Consider the following 18,612-nt stretch of genomic DNA (forward strand, 5'->3'; position numbering starts at 1 on the left):
CGGCCGGGCCGCCGGCGACAGGTGCTCAGCCGGTGGTGTGGTGGACGTAGCACCAGCGCCAGTCCTCGCCGGGCTGGGCGGACTGCATCACCGGGTGGCTGGTGGCGTGGAAGTGGGCGGTCGCGTGCCGGCCGGGCGAGGAGTCGCAACAGCCGACGTGGCCGCACTCCAGGCACTGCCGCAGCGCCACCCAGGTGAGCCCCTCCTCCAGGCAGTGCGGGCACGCGTCGGCCGGCTCGATCGCCGCGACCGGGTAGCGGTCGAGGTCGGCACACCCCTCGCCGGTGCGGTGGACGCTGAGCGCCGCGGGAGCGTCCGTCCGTTCGGGCTGGGCCTCGTCGATCATCGATTCCTCCAGGTCGAGGGTGGCCAGGACGTCGGCGACCACCTCGGACGGCACCTGGCCGAGCGAGCGCACCTGCAGCACGCGCTCGCGCTCTGCAGCCAGCAGTTCGGTGCGGACGCGGGCGTACAGCTCGCTCGGCGTCTCCTGCTCGGCGACCGTGTCGAGCCGTTCCCAGGCGGCGAAGTTGCGCTGCTCGCTGCGCTGGCGGATCAGGTCCCGGACGCCGTGGGGGTCGTCGAACTCCATCTCCGCGAGCCTGTGCTCCGCGGCGGCGGACGCCTGGTCGAGCAGGGTGGCCCGCGCCAGCGCATCCTCCCTCGGATCGGGGGAGCGGACGTGCAGCCGCCGCACCAGCCACGGCAGCGACGATCCCTGGATGAGCAGGGTGCCGGCCACGACGGTGAACGCCGCGAGCAGCAGCACCTCGCGGTACGGGGTGTCGGTCGGGATGACGAACGCGGCGGCGAGCGTGACGACCCCGCGCATGCCCGCCCAGCCGAGGATGAACGTGTTCGCGACCGGCGGCTTCTCGCCGGTGGCGAGGTCACGCGGCCGGATCAGCAGGTAGCGGGCGGGGAACACCCAGGCCAGCCGCAGCACGATCACCGCGCCCAGCGTGGCCAGGCAGACGCCGAGGACGAGCCCGAGCGGGACGCCGGAGCGGACCACGTCCTCGATGATCCACTTGGCCTGCAGCCCGATCAGGGCGAACACGGCGTTCTCGAGGACGAAGGCGATCGTGCGCCAGTTCGTCCGCTCGGTGACGCGGGACTTCGCGGTCTGCAGCAGCGGGGCCTTGTGGCCCAGGAGGAGTCCGGCGACCACGACGGCCAGCACGCCGGAGGCGTGGACGGCTTCGGCGGCCAGGTAGGCGACGAACGGCACGACGAAGGACACGGCGGTGTCGAGGACGGGGTCGGTGATCCGGGGACGGAACCACGCGACGACTTTGAAGGTGAGGAAGCCGGCCAGCGCACCGCCGCCGGCGGCGAGCAGGAAGTCGACGCCGACCTGCCAGGCGGCGACCGTGGCCCCGATGGCGGCGACGGCCGTGCGCAGCGCGACGAGGGCGGTCGCGTCGTTGAGCAGGGACTCGCCCTCGAGGATGGTGACCAGCTGGCGGGGCAGCCCGATCCGGCGGCCGATGGCGGTGGCCGCGACCGCGTCCGGCGGAGCGACGACGGCGCCGATCGCGAAGGCCGCGGGCCAGCCGATCGCCGGCAGCAGGGCGTGCACGACCACGCCGACCCCCAGGGTGGTGAACGCGACCAGCCCGATCGAGAGCAGCAGGATCGTGCGGCGGTTCCGGGCGAAGTCCACCAGCGAGGTCTGGACAGCGGTCGCGTAGAGCAGCGGCGGGAGCAGGCCGAGCAGGACGACCTCCGGCTCCAGGTGCACCTCGGGGACGCCGGGGACATAGCTGACCGCGACACCGGCGACGATGAGCAGCAGCGGGGTGGGGACGCCGATCCGTCCGGCGAGGGCGGCGCCGGCCAGCACGCCGACCAGCAGCACGACCACGAACAGGGCGCTCTCCATCGCGCCATTCTCGCCGCGACCGCCGGCGGACGGGACCCGTCTCGGCCGCGGGCGGGCCCGCGTCCACCAAGACACGTGACGGTCATGGGAAACGCACAGGAGGCTCATGGGATCCAGCGGTGTGCTTGATCACAAGGAGGACATCATGAGCACCTACCAGAACTATCCCGGCACGAGCTCGGATGCCGTCGAGCGGTATCGCTACCTGCTGCGGACGGCGTCGCCGGACCAGATCGAGCAGGCGCACGCCGAGGCGTTCGCGCAGATGGACGCGGAGGAGCGCCGGCAGGTGCTGGCGGCGCTCGCACGCACCGACGAGGTGCCGAAGGACGACTCGCCGGCAGCGCTGGCCCGTTCGGCCACCCGGCTGGAGGTGCGCCAGCCCGGCGCGCTGGACCAGCTGTTCGGCGGCTACGGCGCCGGCCGCACGGTGCTCGCGTCCCTGGCGGCGGGCTTCGTGGGTTCGGCCGTCTTCGACCTGCTCTTCGACCGCCCGGGAGGCATCTTCGGATTCGGCCGCGGCCTGTTCGGCATGGGCGGCGGTGGCTGGGGCGGCCCCGGCTTCGGAGGTGGCTTTGGTGGCCCCGGAGGCTTCGGCGGAGGCCCTGGCGGCTTCGGCGGCGGTGGTTTCGGTGGCGGAGGCGGTTTCGGCGGCGGTCCAGGCGGCCCGTAGCCGCCGCCCGCCGGCGCGGTCGCTGTCGGTCATCGCGCTGTCCTGTCGCGGCGAGTTCCTGTCATCCCGGGCTTGACCCGGGATCTCGTCGAGAGCCTGCCTTCGCGTCGAGGGCCATGGTCCGGACAGGGGCTGTCGACGGGAAGGGTGGCTCTGGAGCGTGAGGGGTGGCCCTCGATGCCGTGGCTCGGCGTCCGGCCGTCGGTGGGTGTTCGTCGAGATCCCGGCTTTCGCCGGGATGACAGGGAAACACTGCCCCTTGTCATCCCGGGTCTGACCCCGGGAACGGAGGCTCTGGAACACGAAGGATGACGCTCCCCCTCCCTTGTCATCCCGGGCTTGACCCGGGATCTCCGCGTTCTCGCCGGCGGCGGGTACGGGCAGTGGCGGCTTCGCAGCGAACGGCCGGCCGTCGGCGGGTGTTCGTCGGGATCCCGGCCTGCGCCGGGATGACAGGGAGACCCTGTCCCTGGGTCATCCCGGGTCTGGCCCCGGGAACGGTGGCTCTGGAGCGCGAAGGGTGGCGCTCAGCCCCTCCCTTGTCATCCCGGGCTTGACCCGGGATCTCCGCGTTCTCGCCCTCGGCGGCTACGGGCAGTGGCGGCTTCGCGGCGAACGGCTGGCCGTCGGCGGGTGCTCGTCGGGATCCCGGCCTACGCCGGGATGACAGAGAGACCCTGTCCCTGGGTCATCCCGGGTCTGGCCCCGGGACCGGTGGCTCTGGAGCGCGAAGGATGACGCTCCCCCGACCTTGTCATCCCGGGCTTGACCCGGGATCTCCGCGTTCGCGCCGGCGGCGGGTACGGGCAGTGGCGGCTTCGCAGCGAACGGCCGGCCGTCCGGCTACGCGAACAGCTCGGCGGCGGTCGTGACGCCGGCCTCGCGTCCGGGGGCGGACTGGAACTGCCAGTAGAGGTTCGTGTGGGCGATCACCGCGGCGGGCGGCGGGGCGCCCCACTCGGTCAGGTCCTCGGTCGTGTGGGCGTCCGAGACGAGGACGGTGTCGTAGCCGCGGGTGAACGCCCCGTGCAGCGTCGAGCGGACGCAGGCGTCGGTCTGCGCACCCGCGATGTAGAGGCGCCCCACGCCGCGTCCGGCAAGGATCTCCTCCAGGTCGGTGGCCTCGAACGAGTCCCCGTACTCCTTCTGGACGCGGGGCTCGTCGTCCGCCGGATCGAGTTCGGCGACGATCCGCCACGCTTCGCTGCCAGGCTCGCGATCCTCGGCGACGTCCTGCACCCAGACGACGGGGACCCCCGCCGCCCTCGCCCGGTGCACGGCCGTGTCGATGTTCTCGAGCACCTTCGCGCGGTCGTGGGCCTGCGCCACCACGCCGTTCTGGACGTCGATCACGACGAGGGCCTCGCCGGCACGGTCGGTCAGGGTGGTCATGCTGCCTCCTCGTCCTCGGACGCCTCGAACCGTACCCCTCGCCCCCGACACCAACCACCCGCGCTGGTGCGGGCTTGCGCGCGGGCGGCAGACTCACTGCCATGACCCACCAGAACCTGCTGCCCGGACCCGAGCCGACCTTCCTTCCCGCCGAGGGCCCGGACGCGATCGCCCGCGCCGCCCTCGCCGCGGCCACGTCGCCGCGCGCCGCCGTCCCGTCCGCCCCCGCCGCGTCGCTGCTGTGGGCGCTGCTGGCCGAGGAGGCACTGGGGACGGACCCGGTCGCCGGCTACGCCTACGCCCGCACCGGCTACCACCGCGGCCTGGACGCGCTGCGTCGCGCGGGCTGGCGCGGCCAGGGCCCGATCCCGGCCGGCCACGTGCCCAACCAGGGCTTCCTGCGCGCGCTGCTCGCGCTGGCCGAGGCGGCCGCGGCGATCGGCGAGACCGAGGAGGCCGACCGCTGCCAGCAGTTCCTGCGCGACTCCGGCACCTCCGCCGAGGAGGTCGCGGCGCTGCGCTGAGACGCGGTAGGGCGCGCGCGGACAGCTCCCGGCCGCCGATGAGAGCTGTCGTGCACCGTTGTTGACCGAGTTCGGTCAGAAACGGTGCACGCTGATCAGTCGAGGCTGACGCGCAGTGCGGACGCGGCGTCGCGGGCCCGCTGCCTGGCCTCGGCGACGTCGGCACCGCGGGCCAGCGTGACCGCGACCCGGCGGCGTCCCGCGACCGACGGCTTGCCGAACAGCCGCACCTGGGAGGTGGGGACGGCCAGGGCGGCGTCCACACCGCCGAACCGGGGCACGCCCGTCCCTTCGGCCAGCACCGCGCACGACGCGGCGGCCGGCTCGGCGGGGCCTCCGATCCGGACGGCACCGCCCGCGGGCAGGCCGAGCATCGCGCGGGCGTGCAGCGCGAACTCGGAGAGGTCCTGGCTGACCATCGTCACCATCCCGGTGTCGTGCGGACGCGGGCTGACCTCGGAGAACAGCACCTCGTCGCCGACGATGAACAACTCGACGCCGAACAGGCCCCAGCCGCCGAGCGCAGCGGTGACCTTCGCCGCGACCTCCTGCGCCTTCGCCAGCGCGGACGCCGAGAGCGCCGCCGGCTGCCACGACTCGCGGTAGTCGCCGTCGACCTGGACGTGCCCGACCGGGTCGAGGAACGACGTCCCGCCGACGTGGCGGACGGTCAGCAGGGTGATCTCGGAGTCGAACTCGACGAAGCCCTCGACGATGCAGCGCCCCGCGCCCGCGCGTCCGCCCTCCTGCGCGTACCGCCAGGCGGACGCGACGTCGCCGGCCGAGCGCAGCACCGACTGGCCCTTGCCGGAGGACGACATCACCGGCTTCACGACGCACGGGAGGCCAAGGCTCGCGGCTGCGTCCGCCAGTTCGGCCTCGGATTCGACGAACCGGTACGGCGAGGTTGGCAGGCCGAGCTCCTCGGCGGCCAGCCGCCGGATGCCCTCGCGGTTCATCGTCAGCTGCGTCGCGCGAGCGGTGGGGACGACCAGGGTGCCGGCGGCCTCGACCTCGGCCAGCACGGACGTGGCGATCGCCTCCACCTCGGGCACGACGACGTGCGGCTGCTCGGCGGCCAGGACCGCGCGCAGGGCGTCCGGGTCGAGCATGTCCACGACGTGGGCGCGGTGCGCGACCTGCATCGCCGGGGCGTCGAGGTAACGATCGACAGCCACCACCTCCGCACCGAGGCGCTGCAGTTCGACGGCGACCTCCTTGCCCAGCTCACCCGCGCCCAGCAGCAGCACCCTGGTGGCGGACGCGGACAGCGGCGTCCCGATCTCGACGAAGCCCTCGCTCACGCGTCCATCCAACCAACCGGGCGCCGCGCGGGCGCCACCCGTCCAGAACACGGCACGTCAGGAACCGTGCCCATCGTTCCCCCGGCACGTTAGGAACCGTCCCCATCGTGCCGGACTCGGGGACGGCACGATGGGGACGGTTCCTAACGTGCCGCCGGTCAGGCGTCGAGAAAGCCGTGCCGGGCCAGGACCGCGTCCACGAACTCCTCGAGGGCCGGCTTCGCGGCGGTGTTGGCGTACTTCACGCTCACCGAGCCCTTGCCGCCGAACGCGCCGGGGATCGCCGCCTGCGCGTCCGCGACCAGGTCGAAGTCGATCGCGTGCGCGGAGAAGTGGCCCTTGGCAGCGGTGAACATCACGTAGCCCTTGAGGTAGCTGTCCGAGAACTTCCACATCGGGACGCCCCGGAAGATCGTCGGCTCCAGCCGCGGCGCCCGGCGGCCGACGTACGACCAGAACTCCTCCAGCCAGGGCCGGCCCGCGTCCGGTGCGGTCTCCAGGTAGTCCTGCGCTGATTCGGCCACGTCACTGCCCCCTTCGGACGCCTATCCTGCTCGCGTGTCCCCATCCTCGCCCATCGCCGTCAGCGCTGTCGTGCTCCGCGACGGGGCGGGCCGCGTGCTGACCGTCCGCAAGCGCGGCACGACCCGGTTCATGTTCCCCGGCGGCAAGCCCGAGCCGGGCGAGTCGCCCGCGCAGGCCGCCGTCCGCGAGGCCGCCGAGGAGGTCGGCGCGGTCCTCGACCCCGCCTCCCTGGCGCACCTCGGACGGTTCACCTCCGCCGCGGCCAACGAGCAGGGACGCGACGTGGTGGCTGAGGTCTTCAGCCACCCCGGCGTCCCGGTCGGGGAGCCGTCGGCCGAGATCGAGGAGCTCCGCTGGCAGGACGCGGCCGGCCCCTACCCCGCCGACCTCGCACCGCTGCTGGCCGACGCCGTCCTGCCCGCCCTGGCTCGGTCGTAGGCCCGTCATCGTGCCCGCACCGTCCGCGCTGTTGAGGGACGCCGCCGTCCGCCTGCTCCTCCCGACCGCGGCGCTCGTGGCCGTCAACGTCGCCGTGGGCAGGACCATCGCCCGCAGCCGGCCGCTGCGGGCCCGCGAGACCGCCGCCATCCTCCGCCTCCAGCAGCACCGGACGCCGGCCCGCGACCGGCTGGCGAAGGTCGTCTCGAACGCCGCGGACGTGCCCGCCAGCGTCGCGCACGGGCTGGTCGCCGCCACGCTGATCGGCCTGCGCACCCGCGACCCGCGGACCGCGTCCCTGCCGGCGATCGCGCTGGTCGTGGAGGCGACCACCTACCTCGCCGCGGGTGCGCTGGTCGACCGGCCCCGCCCCGACGCCCCGCGGCTCGACCACGAGCAGCCGACCTCGTCCTTCCCCTCCGGGCACATCGGGGCGACCGTCGCCCTGATGGTCGTCTACGCCGCACTGGCGAGGGACGTCCGCTCGCCCGCCCTCCACGCGGCCATCGGCACGGCGACCCTTGCCTGGCCGACCCTGCTGGCGTGGGCCCGGGTCCACACCGGGATGCACTACCCGAGCGACGTCGTCGCCGGCGCGGCCAACGGCGTGGTCGCCGGGCTGCTGGCCGTGGCCTACGCGGGCAGCGGCGGACGCGCGGACGACGGCAGCGCCGGCTGAGCCGGCTCCGCGGGGTCGAACGGCGCGGTCACCCTGCGGGTGGGGAACACCCGCCGCCCGAACTCGGGAGCGATCCCCTCCGAGATCGCGACGTCACGTCCGGCCGCCATGTCCTCGTAGATCCCGATCATCTCCCGCGACTGGTTGGCGATCGTCCAGCGTGCGGCGAGCTCCCGGCTGCGCGCGGACGCCGACGCCCGGAACGCCGGGTCGGCGAGCGCGTCGATCATCGACAGCATGGCCCCGGCCAGCGACACGGCGTTGGGACGGGCGAGGACGGCGTTGGCGCCCGGGTCCACCACCAGGCGCAGCTCGTGGTCGACCATCACGAACGGCAGGCCGGCGTGCGCGGCCTCGTGCAGCACCAGCGCCTGCGTGTCGGTGATGGACGCGAACACGAACGCGTCCCCCGACGCGTACCAGGCGCCGAGTTTCTCCCGCGGGATCTGGCCCGGGAGGATCACCCCGCCCGAGCGGGCCGCTCTCTGCAGCTGCCGACGCAGTCCCGCGGACGTGTTCTTCCAGTCCCCGACGATGGCGAGTTCGGCGTCGGGACGCTCGTCCCTGACCAGCTCGAACGCGGCCAGGACGAGGTCGATGCTCTTCTCCAGCGAGATCCGCCCGACGTAGATCAGCCGCGGCCCGCGTCCCCTGCGTACCGGGGGGAGCTCCGGCAGGGCGTCGGTGCCGTTGGGCACCACCCGCACCCGCGCCGACGGTGCGATCTCCAGCACCCGTTTGGCTGTCTTGCCCGAAGGGGTGGTGACCAGGTCGGCGTCCGTCAGCATCTTGGACGCCACCTCCAGCAGCGCGACCTGGGCGCCGCCGCGGCGCGGACGCTTCAGCTTGAGCTTCTTCAGCTCCGCCCAGGTGCTCTCCGCGCGGTGCAGCTCCTGGAGCTTGTAGGCGGCGTTGAGGAACGGCGCGACGTGCCAGTAGTGGTCGGCGTAGGCCTCGAAGTCGGTGTGCCAGGTGACCAGCAGCGGCCGGCCCGTCCGCTCGGCCACCCACATCCCGAGCAGCCCGATCGGACCGAGGCCGTGGACGTGGATCACGTCCGGCGGGTTGGCGACCATCTGCGCGAGCCGGTAGTCGAAGTCCTGGCCCATGCTCAGCCGCACGTTCATGCCGGGGATCGCCACGCTCGGCAGCCGGATCTCGCGCCGGTTCGGGTGGCCGGCGTGGGGGTTCGGCCCCTTCGCCTCCGGCGCGACCAGCAGCACCTTGTGTCCTGCGGCGAGCACCTGCTCCTCCAGGAACTGCACGGCGTACAGGATCCCCGAGTGCGCGGGACCGTAGTTGTCCGTGAACTCGGCGATCGTCAGCCGCTGCGGAGCGGACGGGCTGGCCTCTGGCATGTCCCCAATGCTGGCACGCCGATCCACCCCCTGCATCCAGGGCAGTGGGAGAGCGTCAGCGCCGCCCGGCCCGGACGTCCTCCCACGCGTCGACCGGCGACACCGGCGTGATCGTCAGGCTGCGGGGGTGGCGCGGGCCGGACGCCTCCAGCGGGGGCAGGTCCTCGAACCGGTCCAGGTCGGACGCGCCGTGCCGCTTGTGGGCGGTGGCGACCATCAGCTTGATCCGGTTGAGCTGGTTCGTCGCCGACGCGCCCGGGTCGTAGTCGACGCTGACGACGTTCGCCTCGGGGTGGCGGCGGCGCAGCTCGGCGAACATGCCGCGTCCGACGACGTGGTTGGGCAGGCACGCGAACGGCTGCGCGCAGATGATGTTCGGCGCGCCGATCTCGATCAGCTCGACCATCTCCGCGGTCAGCAGCCAGCCCTCACCGGCGCGGGTGCCGAGCGAGATGATCCCGTCCGCCTTCGCGGCGAGGTCGGCCATCCGCGGCGGCACGTCGAACTTCCCGGTCCGGCCCAGCGCGGTCACCACCGGCTGCTGGAACTTCTCGATCAGCCAGGTGGCGAGCTTCTTGGCGTGGTGCGAGCGGGGGCCGATGCCGAGCGTCTCGAACTGGTAGGCCGACGAGTACAGCGGCATCATGAAGAACTGCAGCATGCCGGGCAGGACGGCCTCGCAGTCCTCGGCCTCGACCACGTTCACCACGTGGTTGTTGGCGTCCGGGTGGAACTTCACGAGGATCTCGCCGACGATCCCCACCCGCGGCTTACGGGGGATGTCGCGCAGCGGCAGCGCGTCGAAGTCCTTCACGATCCGGCGGATCAGCGCGGTGTAGCCGATGCTGCGTCCCAGCGTCGCCGAGTAGCCGCCGTACTGGAGGAACTCCTGGCAGACCCGGTCCCACCGGTCGTAGAGCGCCTTCGCGCTGCCGGGCCGGGCTTCGTAGGGACGCACGCGCAGCAGCACGGTCTGGAGCAGGTCGCCCAGCACGAGCGCCTGGACGGCGGGGACCAGCAGCGCGGGCGTGATCTTGAACCCCGGGTTCTTCTCCAGCCCCTGCACGCTGATCGCGAGCACCGGCACCTGCGGGTAGCCGGCGTCGGCGAGGGCCTTGCGGAGCAGGCCGACGTAGTTCGTGGCCCTGCACATGCCGCCGGTCTGGGTGATCGCCACGCTGGTCCGATCGGGGTCGGCCTCGCCGGAGCGGATCTTGTTGACCAGCTGGCCGACCACCATGATCGCGGGGAAGCAGGCGTCGTTGTTGACGTACTTCAGGCCGACCTCGATGTCGTCGGCGGACGCGTGCTCGAGCAGCTGGACGTTCAGGCCGAGCTTGCGCATCACCGGGATCACCAGCCGGAAGTGCACCGGCGCCATCTGCGGGGCGTAGATCGTGTGGGTCCTGCGGGCCTCCTCGTCGAAGAGGCGGCGCTCGGCCAGCGGGCCGAAGGTGCTGATCGTCGCCGAGCCGCGCCGTTCGGCCGCTGCCGCCTTCATCGACCGCAGCCGGATCGTGGCCGCGCCCAGGTTCGACACCTCGTCGATCTTGAGCAGCGTGTACATGTCGTCGGCGCGCTCGAGGATCTCCTGCACCTGGTCGGTGGTGATCGCGTCCACCCCGCAGCCGAACGAGTTCAGCTGGACGAGGTGCAGGTCGGGCGCCCCGGCCACCCGGGCGGCCGCCTCGTAGAGCCGGGTGTGGTAGGTCCACTGGTCGCGCACGCGCAGCGGCCGGGTGAGCATGGTCTCGCCGGGGTCGACGATCGCGTCCTCGGTGAGGACGGCCATGCCGAGCCCGTTGATCAGGCTGGGGATGCCGTGGTTCACCTCGGGGTCGACGTGGTAGGGACGTCCGGCCAGGACGATGCCCTTGATCCCGCGCTCGGCGATGTACTCCAGCGCGCGGCGTCCCTCGGCGCGGATGTCGGCCTTCACCCGCGCGTCCTCGGCGTAACCGGCCTCGACGGCGGCGGTCGCCTCCTCCAGCGTGACGTTCCAGTCGGCGAACACCTCGACCAGGCGGGACGCGAGGAACTCCGGCTCGGCCAGGTTCAGCATCGGCGCGAGGTAGCGGATGCCCGGCTCCTGCAGGCGGGCCAGGTTCTTCTCGATCACCTGCGGGTAGAACGCGACGACCGGGCAGTTGAAGTGGTTGTCGGACGCGGCCGACTCCCTGGCCTCCAGCGGCACGCACGGGTAGAAGATCGTGCGGATCCCCTTGTCGAGCAGGTGTTCGATGTGCCCGTGGGCGAGCTTGGCCGGGTAACAGACGTTCTCCGATGCGATCGACTCCATGCCGGTCTCGAAGAGCTCGTGGCTGGAGCGTCCCGAGATCGTCACCCGGAAGCCGAGGCTGCTCAGGATCGTGAACCACAGCGGGTAGTTCTCGTACATGTTCAGCACCCGCGGGATGCCGATGTCGCCGCGCGGGGCCTTGTCGCCGGTCAGGCGGCGGTAGCCGAAGATCCGCTTGTACTTGTAGTCGAACAGGTTCGGCAGCTCCGACTTCGGCGGCACCTTCTCGGTGCTCGCGCCGCGCTCGCAGCGGTTGCCCGACACGTGCCGGGTGCCGTCGCCGAACGTGGAGATCGTCAGCTGGCAGTGGTTCTGGCACAGCCGGCAGGTGTCGAGCTTCGTGTCGACGGCGAAGTCGTCCAGCTCCTCCAGCGCCAGCGCCTGCGTCCGCTCGCCGTCCTGCCAGTTCCGCTGCGCGGTGAGCGCGGCGCCGTAGGCGCCCATCAGCCCCGCGATGTCCGGACGCACGACCTGCGCGCCGGTCTGGAGCTCGAACGCCCGCAGCACGGCGTTGTTCAGGAACGTCCCGCCCTGCACGACGACGGTGTCGCCGAGCTGGCCGACGTCCTTGAGCTTGATCACCTTGTAGAGCGCGTTCCGTACGACGGAGTAGGACAGCCCGGCGGCGATGTCCCCCTGGCTGGCGCCCTCGCGCTGCGCCTGCTTGACCGAGGAGTTCATGAACACCGTGCAGCGGGTGCCGAGGTCGACCGGGGCGTCCGAGGCCAGCGCGCTGCGGGCGAAGCTCTGCACGTCGGTGCCCATGGACGCGGCGAAGGTCTGCAGGAACGAGCCGCAGCCCGACGAGCACGCCTCGTTGACCGAGATCGAGTCGACGGCGCCGTTGCGGATCTTCAGGTACTTCATGTCCTGCCCGCCGATGTCGATCACGCTGGTCACGCCCGGCGCGACCCGTTCGGCCGCGCGGTAGTGGGCCATGGTCTCGATCTCGCCGTCGTCGAGCCGAAGTGCTGCCCGGACCAGGCCCTCGCCGTAGCCGGTCACGCAGGCGCGGGCGAGGTAGGCGTCCGCCGGCAGGCCACTGAGGATGCGGCGCAGGATGCCCAGCGACAGGTGGACGGGGTCGTTGCTGCCCTCGTAGTGGTCGAACACGATCCGGCCGTCCTGCGTGAGCAGCACGGCCTTCACGGTGGTCGAGCCCGCGTCGATGCCCAGGAACAGCGGGCCGGAGGCGTCGGCGAGGCTGCCCTTCGGGATGCTCGCCCGCGCATGCCGGGTGGTGAACTCGTCGCGCTCGGCGTCATCGCGGAACAGCGGACGCAGCCGCGCGCTGGCCAGCGGGATCACGACCCGCTCGCGCAGCCGTGCGACGAGGTCGTCGACCCGGACGGCAGGAGTCGGGCCGCCCTTGCGTCCGGTCGAGCCGGCGAGCAGCGCGGCGCCGATCGCGACGTAGAGGTGCGCGTTCTCCGGCGTGGTGAACGAGCCCACCTGGTCGGCGAGGGCCCGCTCGTAGGCCGCGCGCAGCTGTGGCAGGAAGTGCAGCGGGCCGCCGAGGAAGACGACGTTGCCCCGGATCGGGTGCCCGCAGGCGAGGCCTGCGATGGTCTGGGTCGCGACGGCGGCGAAGACGGACGCGGCGAGGTCGGTGTGCGCGGCGCCCTGGTTGAGCAGCGGCTGGAGGTCGGACTTGGCGAAGACGCCGCAGCGGGACGCGATCGGGTACAGGTGCCGGTGCTCGGCGGCCAGCGCATCCAGCCCGCCGGCGTCGGTGTGCAGCAGGGTGGCCATCTGGTCGATGAACGCGCCGGTGCCGCCCGCGCAGGTGCCGTTCATCCGCTGCTCGACGACCGGGTGCAGGAACGTGATTTTGGCGTCCTCGCCGCCGAGTTCGATCACGACGTCGGCCTGGGGCACGAACCGCTCGATCGCCTCGGTGGAGGCGATCACCTCCTGGACGAACTCGACCTTCATCACGTCGGCGACGCCGAGCCCGGCGGAGCCGGTCACCGCGCAGCGCAGTTCGGCGCCGGGGAACCGCTCGGCGATCTCGGCGAGGAGCCCGCGCAGGGCGCCGCGGGCGTCCGCGTTGTGGCGGCGGTAGGCGTGGAAGAGCATCGCGGTGCCGTCGAGCACGACGGCCTTCACCGTGGTCGACCCGATGTCGAGCCCCAGCGCGATCGCGTTGTCCATGCCCGCCTCCGTCCAGAACGATCGTTCTGTTCCCGGGCACCACCGTACCGCAGATACGCACAAGTGCGGATAGTCTGACTGTATGGACGTCACCGAGCGGCGGGCCCCTGGGGCCAGGGAGGCGATTCTGGGCGCCGCGACGGCGCTGATCCGCGACCGCGGCGTGGCCGGCACGTCGATCTCGGACGTGATCGCGGCCTCGGGCACGTCAGCCGGCGCGATCTACCACCACTTCGGCAGCAAGGAGCGGCTGGTCCTCGAGGTGGGGCGCGGGGCGATGGCCGTGCCGATGGGGATGATCATGTCGACCTCGACGGGGCTGTCGCCGGTCGAGCTGTTCGAGGCGGCGCTGAGCCGGGTCTCTGAGGACGACACGACGCCGGAACTGCTGCTCCAGATCTGGGCGGGCGCCAAGTCGGAGCCGCTGCTGTGGGAGCTGCTGAAGGGCGAGGTCTCCACGGTCAAGGCCAGCATCGTCTCGTTCATCCAGGGCTGGTGCCTCGCGAACGCCCCCGCCGCGGACGCGTCCTCGATCGCCCACGTGATCATGTCGCTGATCACCGGCTACGCCGTCCAGCGCGGGCTCGGGCTCGGCGTCGACCACGTCGCCTACCGCGACCTCGGCGTCCGCATGCTCACCGCGGCGCTGGAAGGAACGCCCGCCGCGTCCTGAGGTGGGCCGACCCTCGACGTGCTGCCGAGGTGTGGGGGAGCGTCGCTGCCCGAGGGTGGGGACGCTGCGGGCTCCTCTGCGATGATGGCGCGATGCGGCAGCAACGACGACGGCCACAGCTGGTGGCCGGCCTCCTCCTCGCACTGGCGGTCCTCGTCGGCCCTTCGGCCGTCCCCTCCGTCGCCTTCGTCCCCTCCGACGGGGTGCGGCCCGGCGCGGTCCTCGCCGCCGCCGACGACGCCACCGCCCCGCTGCCCGACCCTGCGGTGCTGACCGCCCTGCTGAAGAAGGTCTCGAGGTCGGGCATCGGGACGGTCGGGCTGGTGGTCACGACCACCGACGGGACGGTGCTGGCCGACCGCGGCGCCGACACCCCGCTCACCCCCGCGTCGACGATGAAGGTCCTCTCGACGATGACGGCCCTGGACGCCCTCGGCGCCGACCGGACGTTCGCGACGCGCGTGCTGGACTCCGGGTCCGGCCGGATCGTGCTCGTGGGGGGCGGCGACCCGCTGCTGACGGACAAGACGTCCACGTCGACGTACAAGACGGCGTCGCTGCAGAAGCTGGCGAAGGCGACCGCCGCGGCGCTGAAGGCGGCGGGACGGACGAAGGTCTCCCTGCGCTACGACGCGTCCCTGTTCAGCGGTCCGACGTGGAACCCGTCGTGGAAGTCCTACTGGAAGGGCTGGGAGGCGAAAGTCGCCGCGCTGGAGATCAACTCCGGCAAGATCTCCGGCGGACGCGCGTCCGCGAACCCGGCGAAGACGGCGGCCACGGCGTTCGCCAAGCGGCTCAGGGCCGCGGGCATCACGGTGTCCTCCGTCGCCTCGGGGACGGCAGTGTCCGGGAGCGCGGAACTGGCCCGCGTCACGTCCACCTCGCTGGACCGGATCATCCACCGCACCCTGCGGCAGAGCGACAACGTGGCGGCCGAGACGCTGTCGAGGCACGCGGCGATCGCGAGCGGCAGGGCGGGCAGTTTCAGTGGCGCGGCGGCGAACGTGAAGGCGTGGCTGACCGCGCGCGGGCTGTGGACGTCCGGGCTGACGCTGGTCGACGGCAGCGGGCTCGCGCCGTCGAACAAGCTCACCGCGACCGTGCTGGCGTCCGCGGTGAGGATCGCTCTGGCGGAGGACGAGTTCGCACCGATCGTGGACGGCTTCCCCGTGGCGGGGGAGAGCGGGACGTTGAAGAGCCGCTTCGACGACCCGTCCGAGAAGGCGGGGCGCCACGTCGTCCATGCGAAGACGGGGACGCTCAGCGGCCTCGCCGCCCTCGCCGGCTACGTGACGACCGCGGACGGCGCCACGCTCGTCTTCGCCGAGATCGGCAACAAGTCCTCGAGCTACTACCGCGTCTACAACTGGCTCGACCGCGAGGCCGCCGTCCTGGCCCGCTGCGGCTGCCGCTGACCGGCGCCCGCGTCCCGGCACGCTGGGGACGGTTCCTGGCGTGCCACCCTCACGTAACGTGAAGGTGGACCGAAGGAACCGTCCCCGCGCGCCGGTTACGGGGGGACGGTTCTTCCGTACCCGGCACGAAGGAACCGTGCCCTCGTGCCGTCCCGACGCAAAGGGCTAGCCTGCACTTCCGTGTCGACGTCTGGGGCTGGACGGATCCGCGGCAGCGCGCTGGTGGGCGTGCTGCTGATCGCGCTGTGCCTGCGGCCGGCGATCACGTCCGTCGGGCCGGTGCTCGGCGAGATCGGGACGGACCTGGGGCTCGGCGCTGTCGCGCAGGGCGTCCTCGGCTCGATCCCGCTGCTGTGCTTCGCCGCCGCGTCCGCCCTCGTCCACGCGCTCACCGCTCGCACCGGCCACCATCGCGCGGTCACGATCGCGCTCGCCGGCATCGCGGTCGCGATCGGGATCCGCTCGCTGGCCGTCCCGGGAGCGCTCTGGCTGGGCACGATCCTGATCGGCCTGTCGATCGCCATCGGCAACGTCGTCGTCTCCGGCATCGTGAAGCGCGAGTTCGCGCGCCGGGTGTCGCTGGCGACCGGCATCTACACCGCCGTGATGGGCGTCGCGGCGTCCCTCGCCTCCGGGCTGTCGGAGCCGTTGAGCTCGGCCCTCGGCGGCTGGCGGCCCGGCCTCGCCGTGTGGGCGATCCCGACGGTGGTCGCGCTCGCCGCCTGGCTCGTCACCTCGCGCCGCATGGACGCGGCCGCGCCCGCGCCGGCGGTCGCCGACGCCGCCCCGACCCCGTGGCGCTCGCCGCTGGCGTGGCAGGTCACCGGCTTCTTCGGGCTCCAGTCGCTGTCGTTCTACCTGGTCGTCACCTGGCTACCGACGATGGCGGCCTCGCTCGGCATGGACGCGGCCACCGCGGGCTGGCTGCTGTTCTGGTTCCAGGTGGTCGGGGTGGCCGCCGGGCCGATCGCCGCAGCCTGGGCCGACCGGCTCGGCGACCAGCGGTTGCTCTGCGCAGGCACCGGCGCCGTGCTCGCGCTGGCCGCGCTCGGTGCGCTCGCCGTCCCCGGCTGGCTGTGGCTGTGGGTCACGCTCGCCGGTGTTTCGGCGGGCGCGTCGTTCGCGCTCGCGCTCGCGTTGCCGCCGCTGCGCACGCGGACCCCGGCGCAGACCGTCCGGCTCGCGGGCATGGCGCAGGCCATCGGCTACCTGATCGCCGCGGTGGGCCCCATCGCAGCCGGCGCGCTCGCCGGCGCCACGAATTCGGGGCGTCGTCGTGGCCGCCGTCGCGGCGCTGGCCCTGGCCCAGGCGTTCCTCGGGCTGGGGGCGGGGCGGGCCCGGCTGACGTGATCCGTCCACTCTCGGCCAGGAATGGGGCCTCCGAGCCTCGTGGGACGCGACGAACGGACGGATCGCGTCAGGCGAAGGTCGTGTAGCTGAACGCAGGCTTCCCGCGCAGTTCGTCGAGCTCGGCGAGGTCCTGAGCGCTCGGCACCCACTCGCCGGCCGCCGCGTTCGCGGCGACCTGCTCGGGCCGGGTGACCCCGCAGATCACGCTGCCCACCGCCTCCCGCGCGGCCAGCCCGCCGACCGCAAGGGTGAGCAGGGGGACGCCGCGCGCGTCCGCGAACGACTGCAGGGCGTCGAGGCGGTCCCAGTCGGCGCCGGCGAAGCGGGACGCGTGGTCATCGCGGGCGAGCCGCGAGCCCTCCGGGGCGTGCTCGTCGCGCCGGTACTTGCCCGTGAGCAGGCCGTAGGCGAGCGGGAAGTACGGCAGGATCCCGACTCCCACCCTGTCGCAGGCGGGTACCAGCTCCCGCTCGGCCTCCGGGTTGTACAGCGAGTACTCGTTCTGGGCGGAGACGAACCGGTGCAGGCCGGACGTCCGCGCCACCCAGTCGGCGTCCACGACCTGCCACGCCGAGAAGTTGGACGAGCCCAGGTAGCGCACCTTGCCCTCCGCGACGAGTTCGCCCATCGCCTCCAGGGTCTCCTCGATCGGCGTGACCGGGTCGGGCCGATGCAGCTGGTAGAGGTCGATGTAGTCGGTGCCGAGCCTGCGCAGGCTGGCCTCCACGGCGCGGCGGACGTAGCGACGCCCGCCGTGCGCGCCGAAGTGCTCGGCGGTGTGGTCGCCCATCCCGAACTTGGTCGCAACGATGACGTCCTCGCGCCGCCCGCCGAGCGCCCGGCCGAGCAGTTCCTCGCTGGCTCCGTCGCCGTAGGAGTCGGCGGTGTCGAACAGCGTGATGCCTGCGTCGATGGCCGCGTCCACCACGGCCTGCACCTGCTCGGGGCCGATCCGCGCCCCGAACGCGTTGCAGCCCACCCCGACCGCGGACACCATCAGTCCGCTCCTGCCCAGCGATCCGTACCTCATGGCCGAAGGCTATCCCGGCCCCGGAGCCCGTTCAGCGTGAGCCGGACGCGAGCGCGGGCAGCAGCGACAGCCCCTCCGGCAGCAGCGGACGCACCTCGCGCACGATCAGCCGGGCCAGCTCGGCCTGGCGCGCGTCGGTCATCCTGCTCGCGAGGGCGGTGATCGACAGGGCTGCCACCGGCGCGGAGTCCCGCAGGATGGCCGTGCCGAGGCAGGCCACGTCCGGCTCGTTCTCGCCGAGTTCGGTGGAGTACCCCCGGCGCCGGGCGTCCGTCACGGCCTCGCGCAGGCGTTCGGGGGTCACGTGGCGGTCGGGCGGGAGCGCGCGCAGGTACCCGCCGAGCGCCTGGTCGGGGACGTCGCGGGCGGCCAGCAGCGCGCGTCCCAGCGAGCTGCTCGCCACCGGCACCCGCTGGCCGACGGCCGACCACACCCGGATCGCCCGCTGCGGCTCGACCTTGTCGACGTAGAGCACCTGGTCGCCCTCGAGGACGCCGAGGTGGACGAGCTCGTCGGCCGCGCCCGACAGCGCCACCAGCGCGGGGTGCAGGGCCTGCGCGAGGTTCTGCGGCGCGTACACGCGGTCGCCGAGTGCGAACCCCGCCGGGCCGAGCCGGTAGAAGCCGGTCGCCTCGTCCTGCGCGGCGAACCCGCGGACCCGCAGCGTCGACAGGGCCCGGTAGGCCGTCGACTTGTTCTGCCCGACGCCCTCGGCCAGCTGGGCGAGGGACGCGCCGTCGGGGCCGGCGTCCGCCAGGGCCTCGAGCAGCTGCAGCGCCCGGTCGACCGCCTCGACCACCGGCGCCTGCGTCTGTGTCATGGGCCCCTCCTCGCGTGTATCGCGACCTCTCGGACGAATTCTGCCCTGCCTCTTGCCAAACACCATTGAAACGATGCAAGCTTGTGCCGCTG

The 18,612-nt window shown here is 72.8% G+C and carries 15 protein-coding genes; 7 read left to right on the forward strand and 8 right to left on the reverse strand.

Annotation, left to right across the window (positions count from 1 at the left end; translation table 11 throughout):
- Window positions 1-25: 25 nt before the first annotated feature.
- Window positions 26-1,885 carry a Na+/H+ antiporter gene (locus QM779_RS14235; protein WP_428536341.1) on the reverse strand — a complete coding sequence of 620 codons (1,860 nt, stop codon included), beginning with the start codon at window positions 1,883-1,885 and terminating at the stop codon, window positions 26-28.
- Between the two features lie 145 nt (window positions 1,886-2,030).
- On the opposite strand from QM779_RS14235, the gene QM779_RS14240 reads away from it, so the two are divergent.
- Entirely contained in the window at window positions 2,031-2,558 is a 528-nt protein-coding gene (locus tag QM779_RS14240; RefSeq protein ID WP_428536343.1) for a hypothetical protein, read from the forward strand.
- 843 nt (window positions 2,559-3,401) lie between these two features.
- Here the strand turns inward: QM779_RS14240 and QM779_RS14245 are convergent.
- Window positions 3,402-3,950 (reverse strand): isochorismatase family protein, encoded by a 549-nt coding sequence (locus QM779_RS14245; RefSeq protein ID WP_428536345.1) that lies wholly within the window; start codon window positions 3,948-3,950, stop codon window positions 3,402-3,404.
- Between the two features lie 101 nt (window positions 3,951-4,051).
- On the opposite strand from QM779_RS14245, the gene QM779_RS14250 reads away from it, so the two are divergent.
- The gene (locus QM779_RS14250; protein WP_428536347.1) at window positions 4,052-4,474 is read left to right on the forward strand and encodes a DUF3151 family protein; all 423 of its coding nucleotides are present in this window, start codon (window positions 4,052-4,054) and stop codon (window positions 4,472-4,474) included.
- A gap of 95 nt (window positions 4,475-4,569) precedes the next feature.
- Here the strand turns inward: QM779_RS14250 and purT are convergent, their stop codons facing one another.
- A complete protein-coding gene (gene purT, locus QM779_RS14255) occupies window positions 4,570-5,778 on the reverse strand; it encodes a formate-dependent phosphoribosylglycinamide formyltransferase (RefSeq protein WP_428536349.1) in 1,209 nt (402 codons plus the stop codon).
- A 158-nt stretch (window positions 5,779-5,936) separates the two neighbouring features.
- Complete coding sequence (locus QM779_RS14260) at window positions 5,937-6,302, reverse strand: hypothetical protein (protein WP_428536351.1); 366 nt, start codon at window positions 6,300-6,302, stop codon at window positions 5,937-5,939.
- 34 nt (window positions 6,303-6,336) lie between these two features.
- Here QM779_RS14260 and QM779_RS14265 point away from each other — a divergent pair, with 34 nt between their 5' ends.
- Complete coding sequence (locus QM779_RS14265; RefSeq protein WP_428536353.1) at window positions 6,337-6,741, forward strand: NUDIX hydrolase; 405 nt, start codon at window positions 6,337-6,339, stop codon at window positions 6,739-6,741.
- A gap of 10 nt (window positions 6,742-6,751) precedes the next feature.
- On the forward strand, window positions 6,752-7,420 hold the full coding sequence (locus QM779_RS14270) for a phosphatase PAP2 family protein (RefSeq protein ID WP_428536355.1): 669 nt from the start codon (window positions 6,752-6,754) through the stop codon (window positions 7,418-7,420).
- On the opposite strand, the gene QM779_RS14275 is transcribed toward QM779_RS14270, so the two are convergent.
- Window positions 7,375-8,778 carry a glycosyltransferase gene (locus QM779_RS14275; RefSeq protein WP_428536357.1) on the reverse strand — a complete coding sequence of 468 codons (1,404 nt, stop codon included), beginning with the start codon at window positions 8,776-8,778 and terminating at the stop codon, window positions 7,375-7,377. The genes QM779_RS14270 and QM779_RS14275 overlap by 46 nt on opposite strands.
- 55 nt (window positions 8,779-8,833) lie before the next feature.
- A complete protein-coding gene (locus QM779_RS14280; protein ID WP_428536359.1) occupies window positions 8,834-13,231 on the reverse strand; it encodes an acyl-CoA dehydratase activase-related protein in 4,398 nt (1,465 codons plus the stop codon).
- Between the two features lie 82 nt (window positions 13,232-13,313).
- Between QM779_RS14280 and QM779_RS14285 the strand changes: the two genes are divergently transcribed.
- From QM779_RS14285 to QM779_RS14295, 3 genes are all read left to right on the forward strand, one after another.
- The gene (locus tag QM779_RS14285) at window positions 13,314-13,904 is read left to right on the forward strand and encodes a TetR/AcrR family transcriptional regulator (protein WP_428536361.1); all 591 of its coding nucleotides are present in this window, start codon (window positions 13,314-13,316) and stop codon (window positions 13,902-13,904) included.
- Window positions 13,905-13,996: 92 nt separating this feature from the next.
- A complete protein-coding gene (gene dacB, locus QM779_RS14290; RefSeq protein WP_428536363.1) occupies window positions 13,997-15,319 on the forward strand; it encodes a D-alanyl-D-alanine carboxypeptidase/D-alanyl-D-alanine endopeptidase in 1,323 nt (440 codons plus the stop codon).
- A gap of 180 nt (window positions 15,320-15,499) precedes the next feature.
- Window positions 15,500-16,756, forward strand: coding sequence for an MFS transporter (locus tag QM779_RS14295; RefSeq protein WP_428536365.1), 1,257 nt, complete (start codon window positions 15,500-15,502; stop codon window positions 16,754-16,756).
- Here the strand turns inward: QM779_RS14295 and QM779_RS14300 are convergent.
- Window positions 16,738-17,700, reverse strand: coding sequence for an aldo/keto reductase (locus tag QM779_RS14300; protein WP_428536367.1), 963 nt, complete (start codon window positions 17,698-17,700; stop codon window positions 16,738-16,740). The genes QM779_RS14295 and QM779_RS14300 overlap by 19 nt on opposite strands.
- A gap of 31 nt (window positions 17,701-17,731) precedes the next feature.
- Complete coding sequence (locus QM779_RS14305; RefSeq protein WP_428536369.1) at window positions 17,732-18,520, reverse strand: IclR family transcriptional regulator; 789 nt, start codon at window positions 18,518-18,520, stop codon at window positions 17,732-17,734.
- Window positions 18,521-18,612: the final 92 nt, after the last annotated feature.

It is taken from the genome of Propionicimonas sp., from assembly GCF_049840635.1.
GTDB lineage: Bacteria > Actinomycetota > Actinomycetes > Propionibacteriales > Propionibacteriaceae > Propionicimonas.

What these genes read in the sequence shown, in the direction of transcription:
- QM779_RS14235 (WP_428536341.1), bottom strand. Translation starts at nt 1,885, where the DNA reads ATGGAGAGCGCCCTGTTCGTGGTCGTGCTGCTGGTCGGCGTGCTGGCC.
- QM779_RS14240 (WP_428536343.1), top strand. Translation starts at nt 2,031, where the DNA reads ATGAGCACCTACCAGAACTATCCCGGCACGAGCTCGGATGCCGTCGAG.
- QM779_RS14245 (WP_428536345.1), bottom strand. Translation starts at nt 3,950, where the DNA reads ATGACCACCCTGACCGACCGTGCCGGCGAGGCCCTCGTCGTGATCGAC.
- QM779_RS14250 (WP_428536347.1), top strand. Translation starts at nt 4,052, where the DNA reads ATGACCCACCAGAACCTGCTGCCCGGACCCGAGCCGACCTTCCTTCCC.
- QM779_RS14275 (WP_428536357.1), bottom strand. Translation starts at nt 8,778, where the DNA reads ATGCCAGAGGCCAGCCCGTCCGCTCCGCAGCGGCTGACGATCGCCGAG.
- QM779_RS14280 (WP_428536359.1), bottom strand. Translation starts at nt 13,231, where the DNA reads ATGGACAACGCGATCGCGCTGGGGCTCGACATCGGGTCGACCACGGTG.
- QM779_RS14285 (WP_428536361.1), top strand. Translation starts at nt 13,314, where the DNA reads ATGGACGTCACCGAGCGGCGGGCCCCTGGGGCCAGGGAGGCGATTCTG.
- dacB (WP_428536363.1), top strand. Translation starts at nt 13,997, where the DNA reads ATGCGGCAGCAACGACGACGGCCACAGCTGGTGGCCGGCCTCCTCCTC.
- QM779_RS14300 (WP_428536367.1), bottom strand. Translation starts at nt 17,700, where the DNA reads ATGAGGTACGGATCGCTGGGCAGGAGCGGACTGATGGTGTCCGCGGTC.
- QM779_RS14305 (WP_428536369.1), bottom strand. Translation starts at nt 18,520, where the DNA reads ATGACACAGACGCAGGCGCCGGTGGTCGAGGCGGTCGACCGGGCGCTG.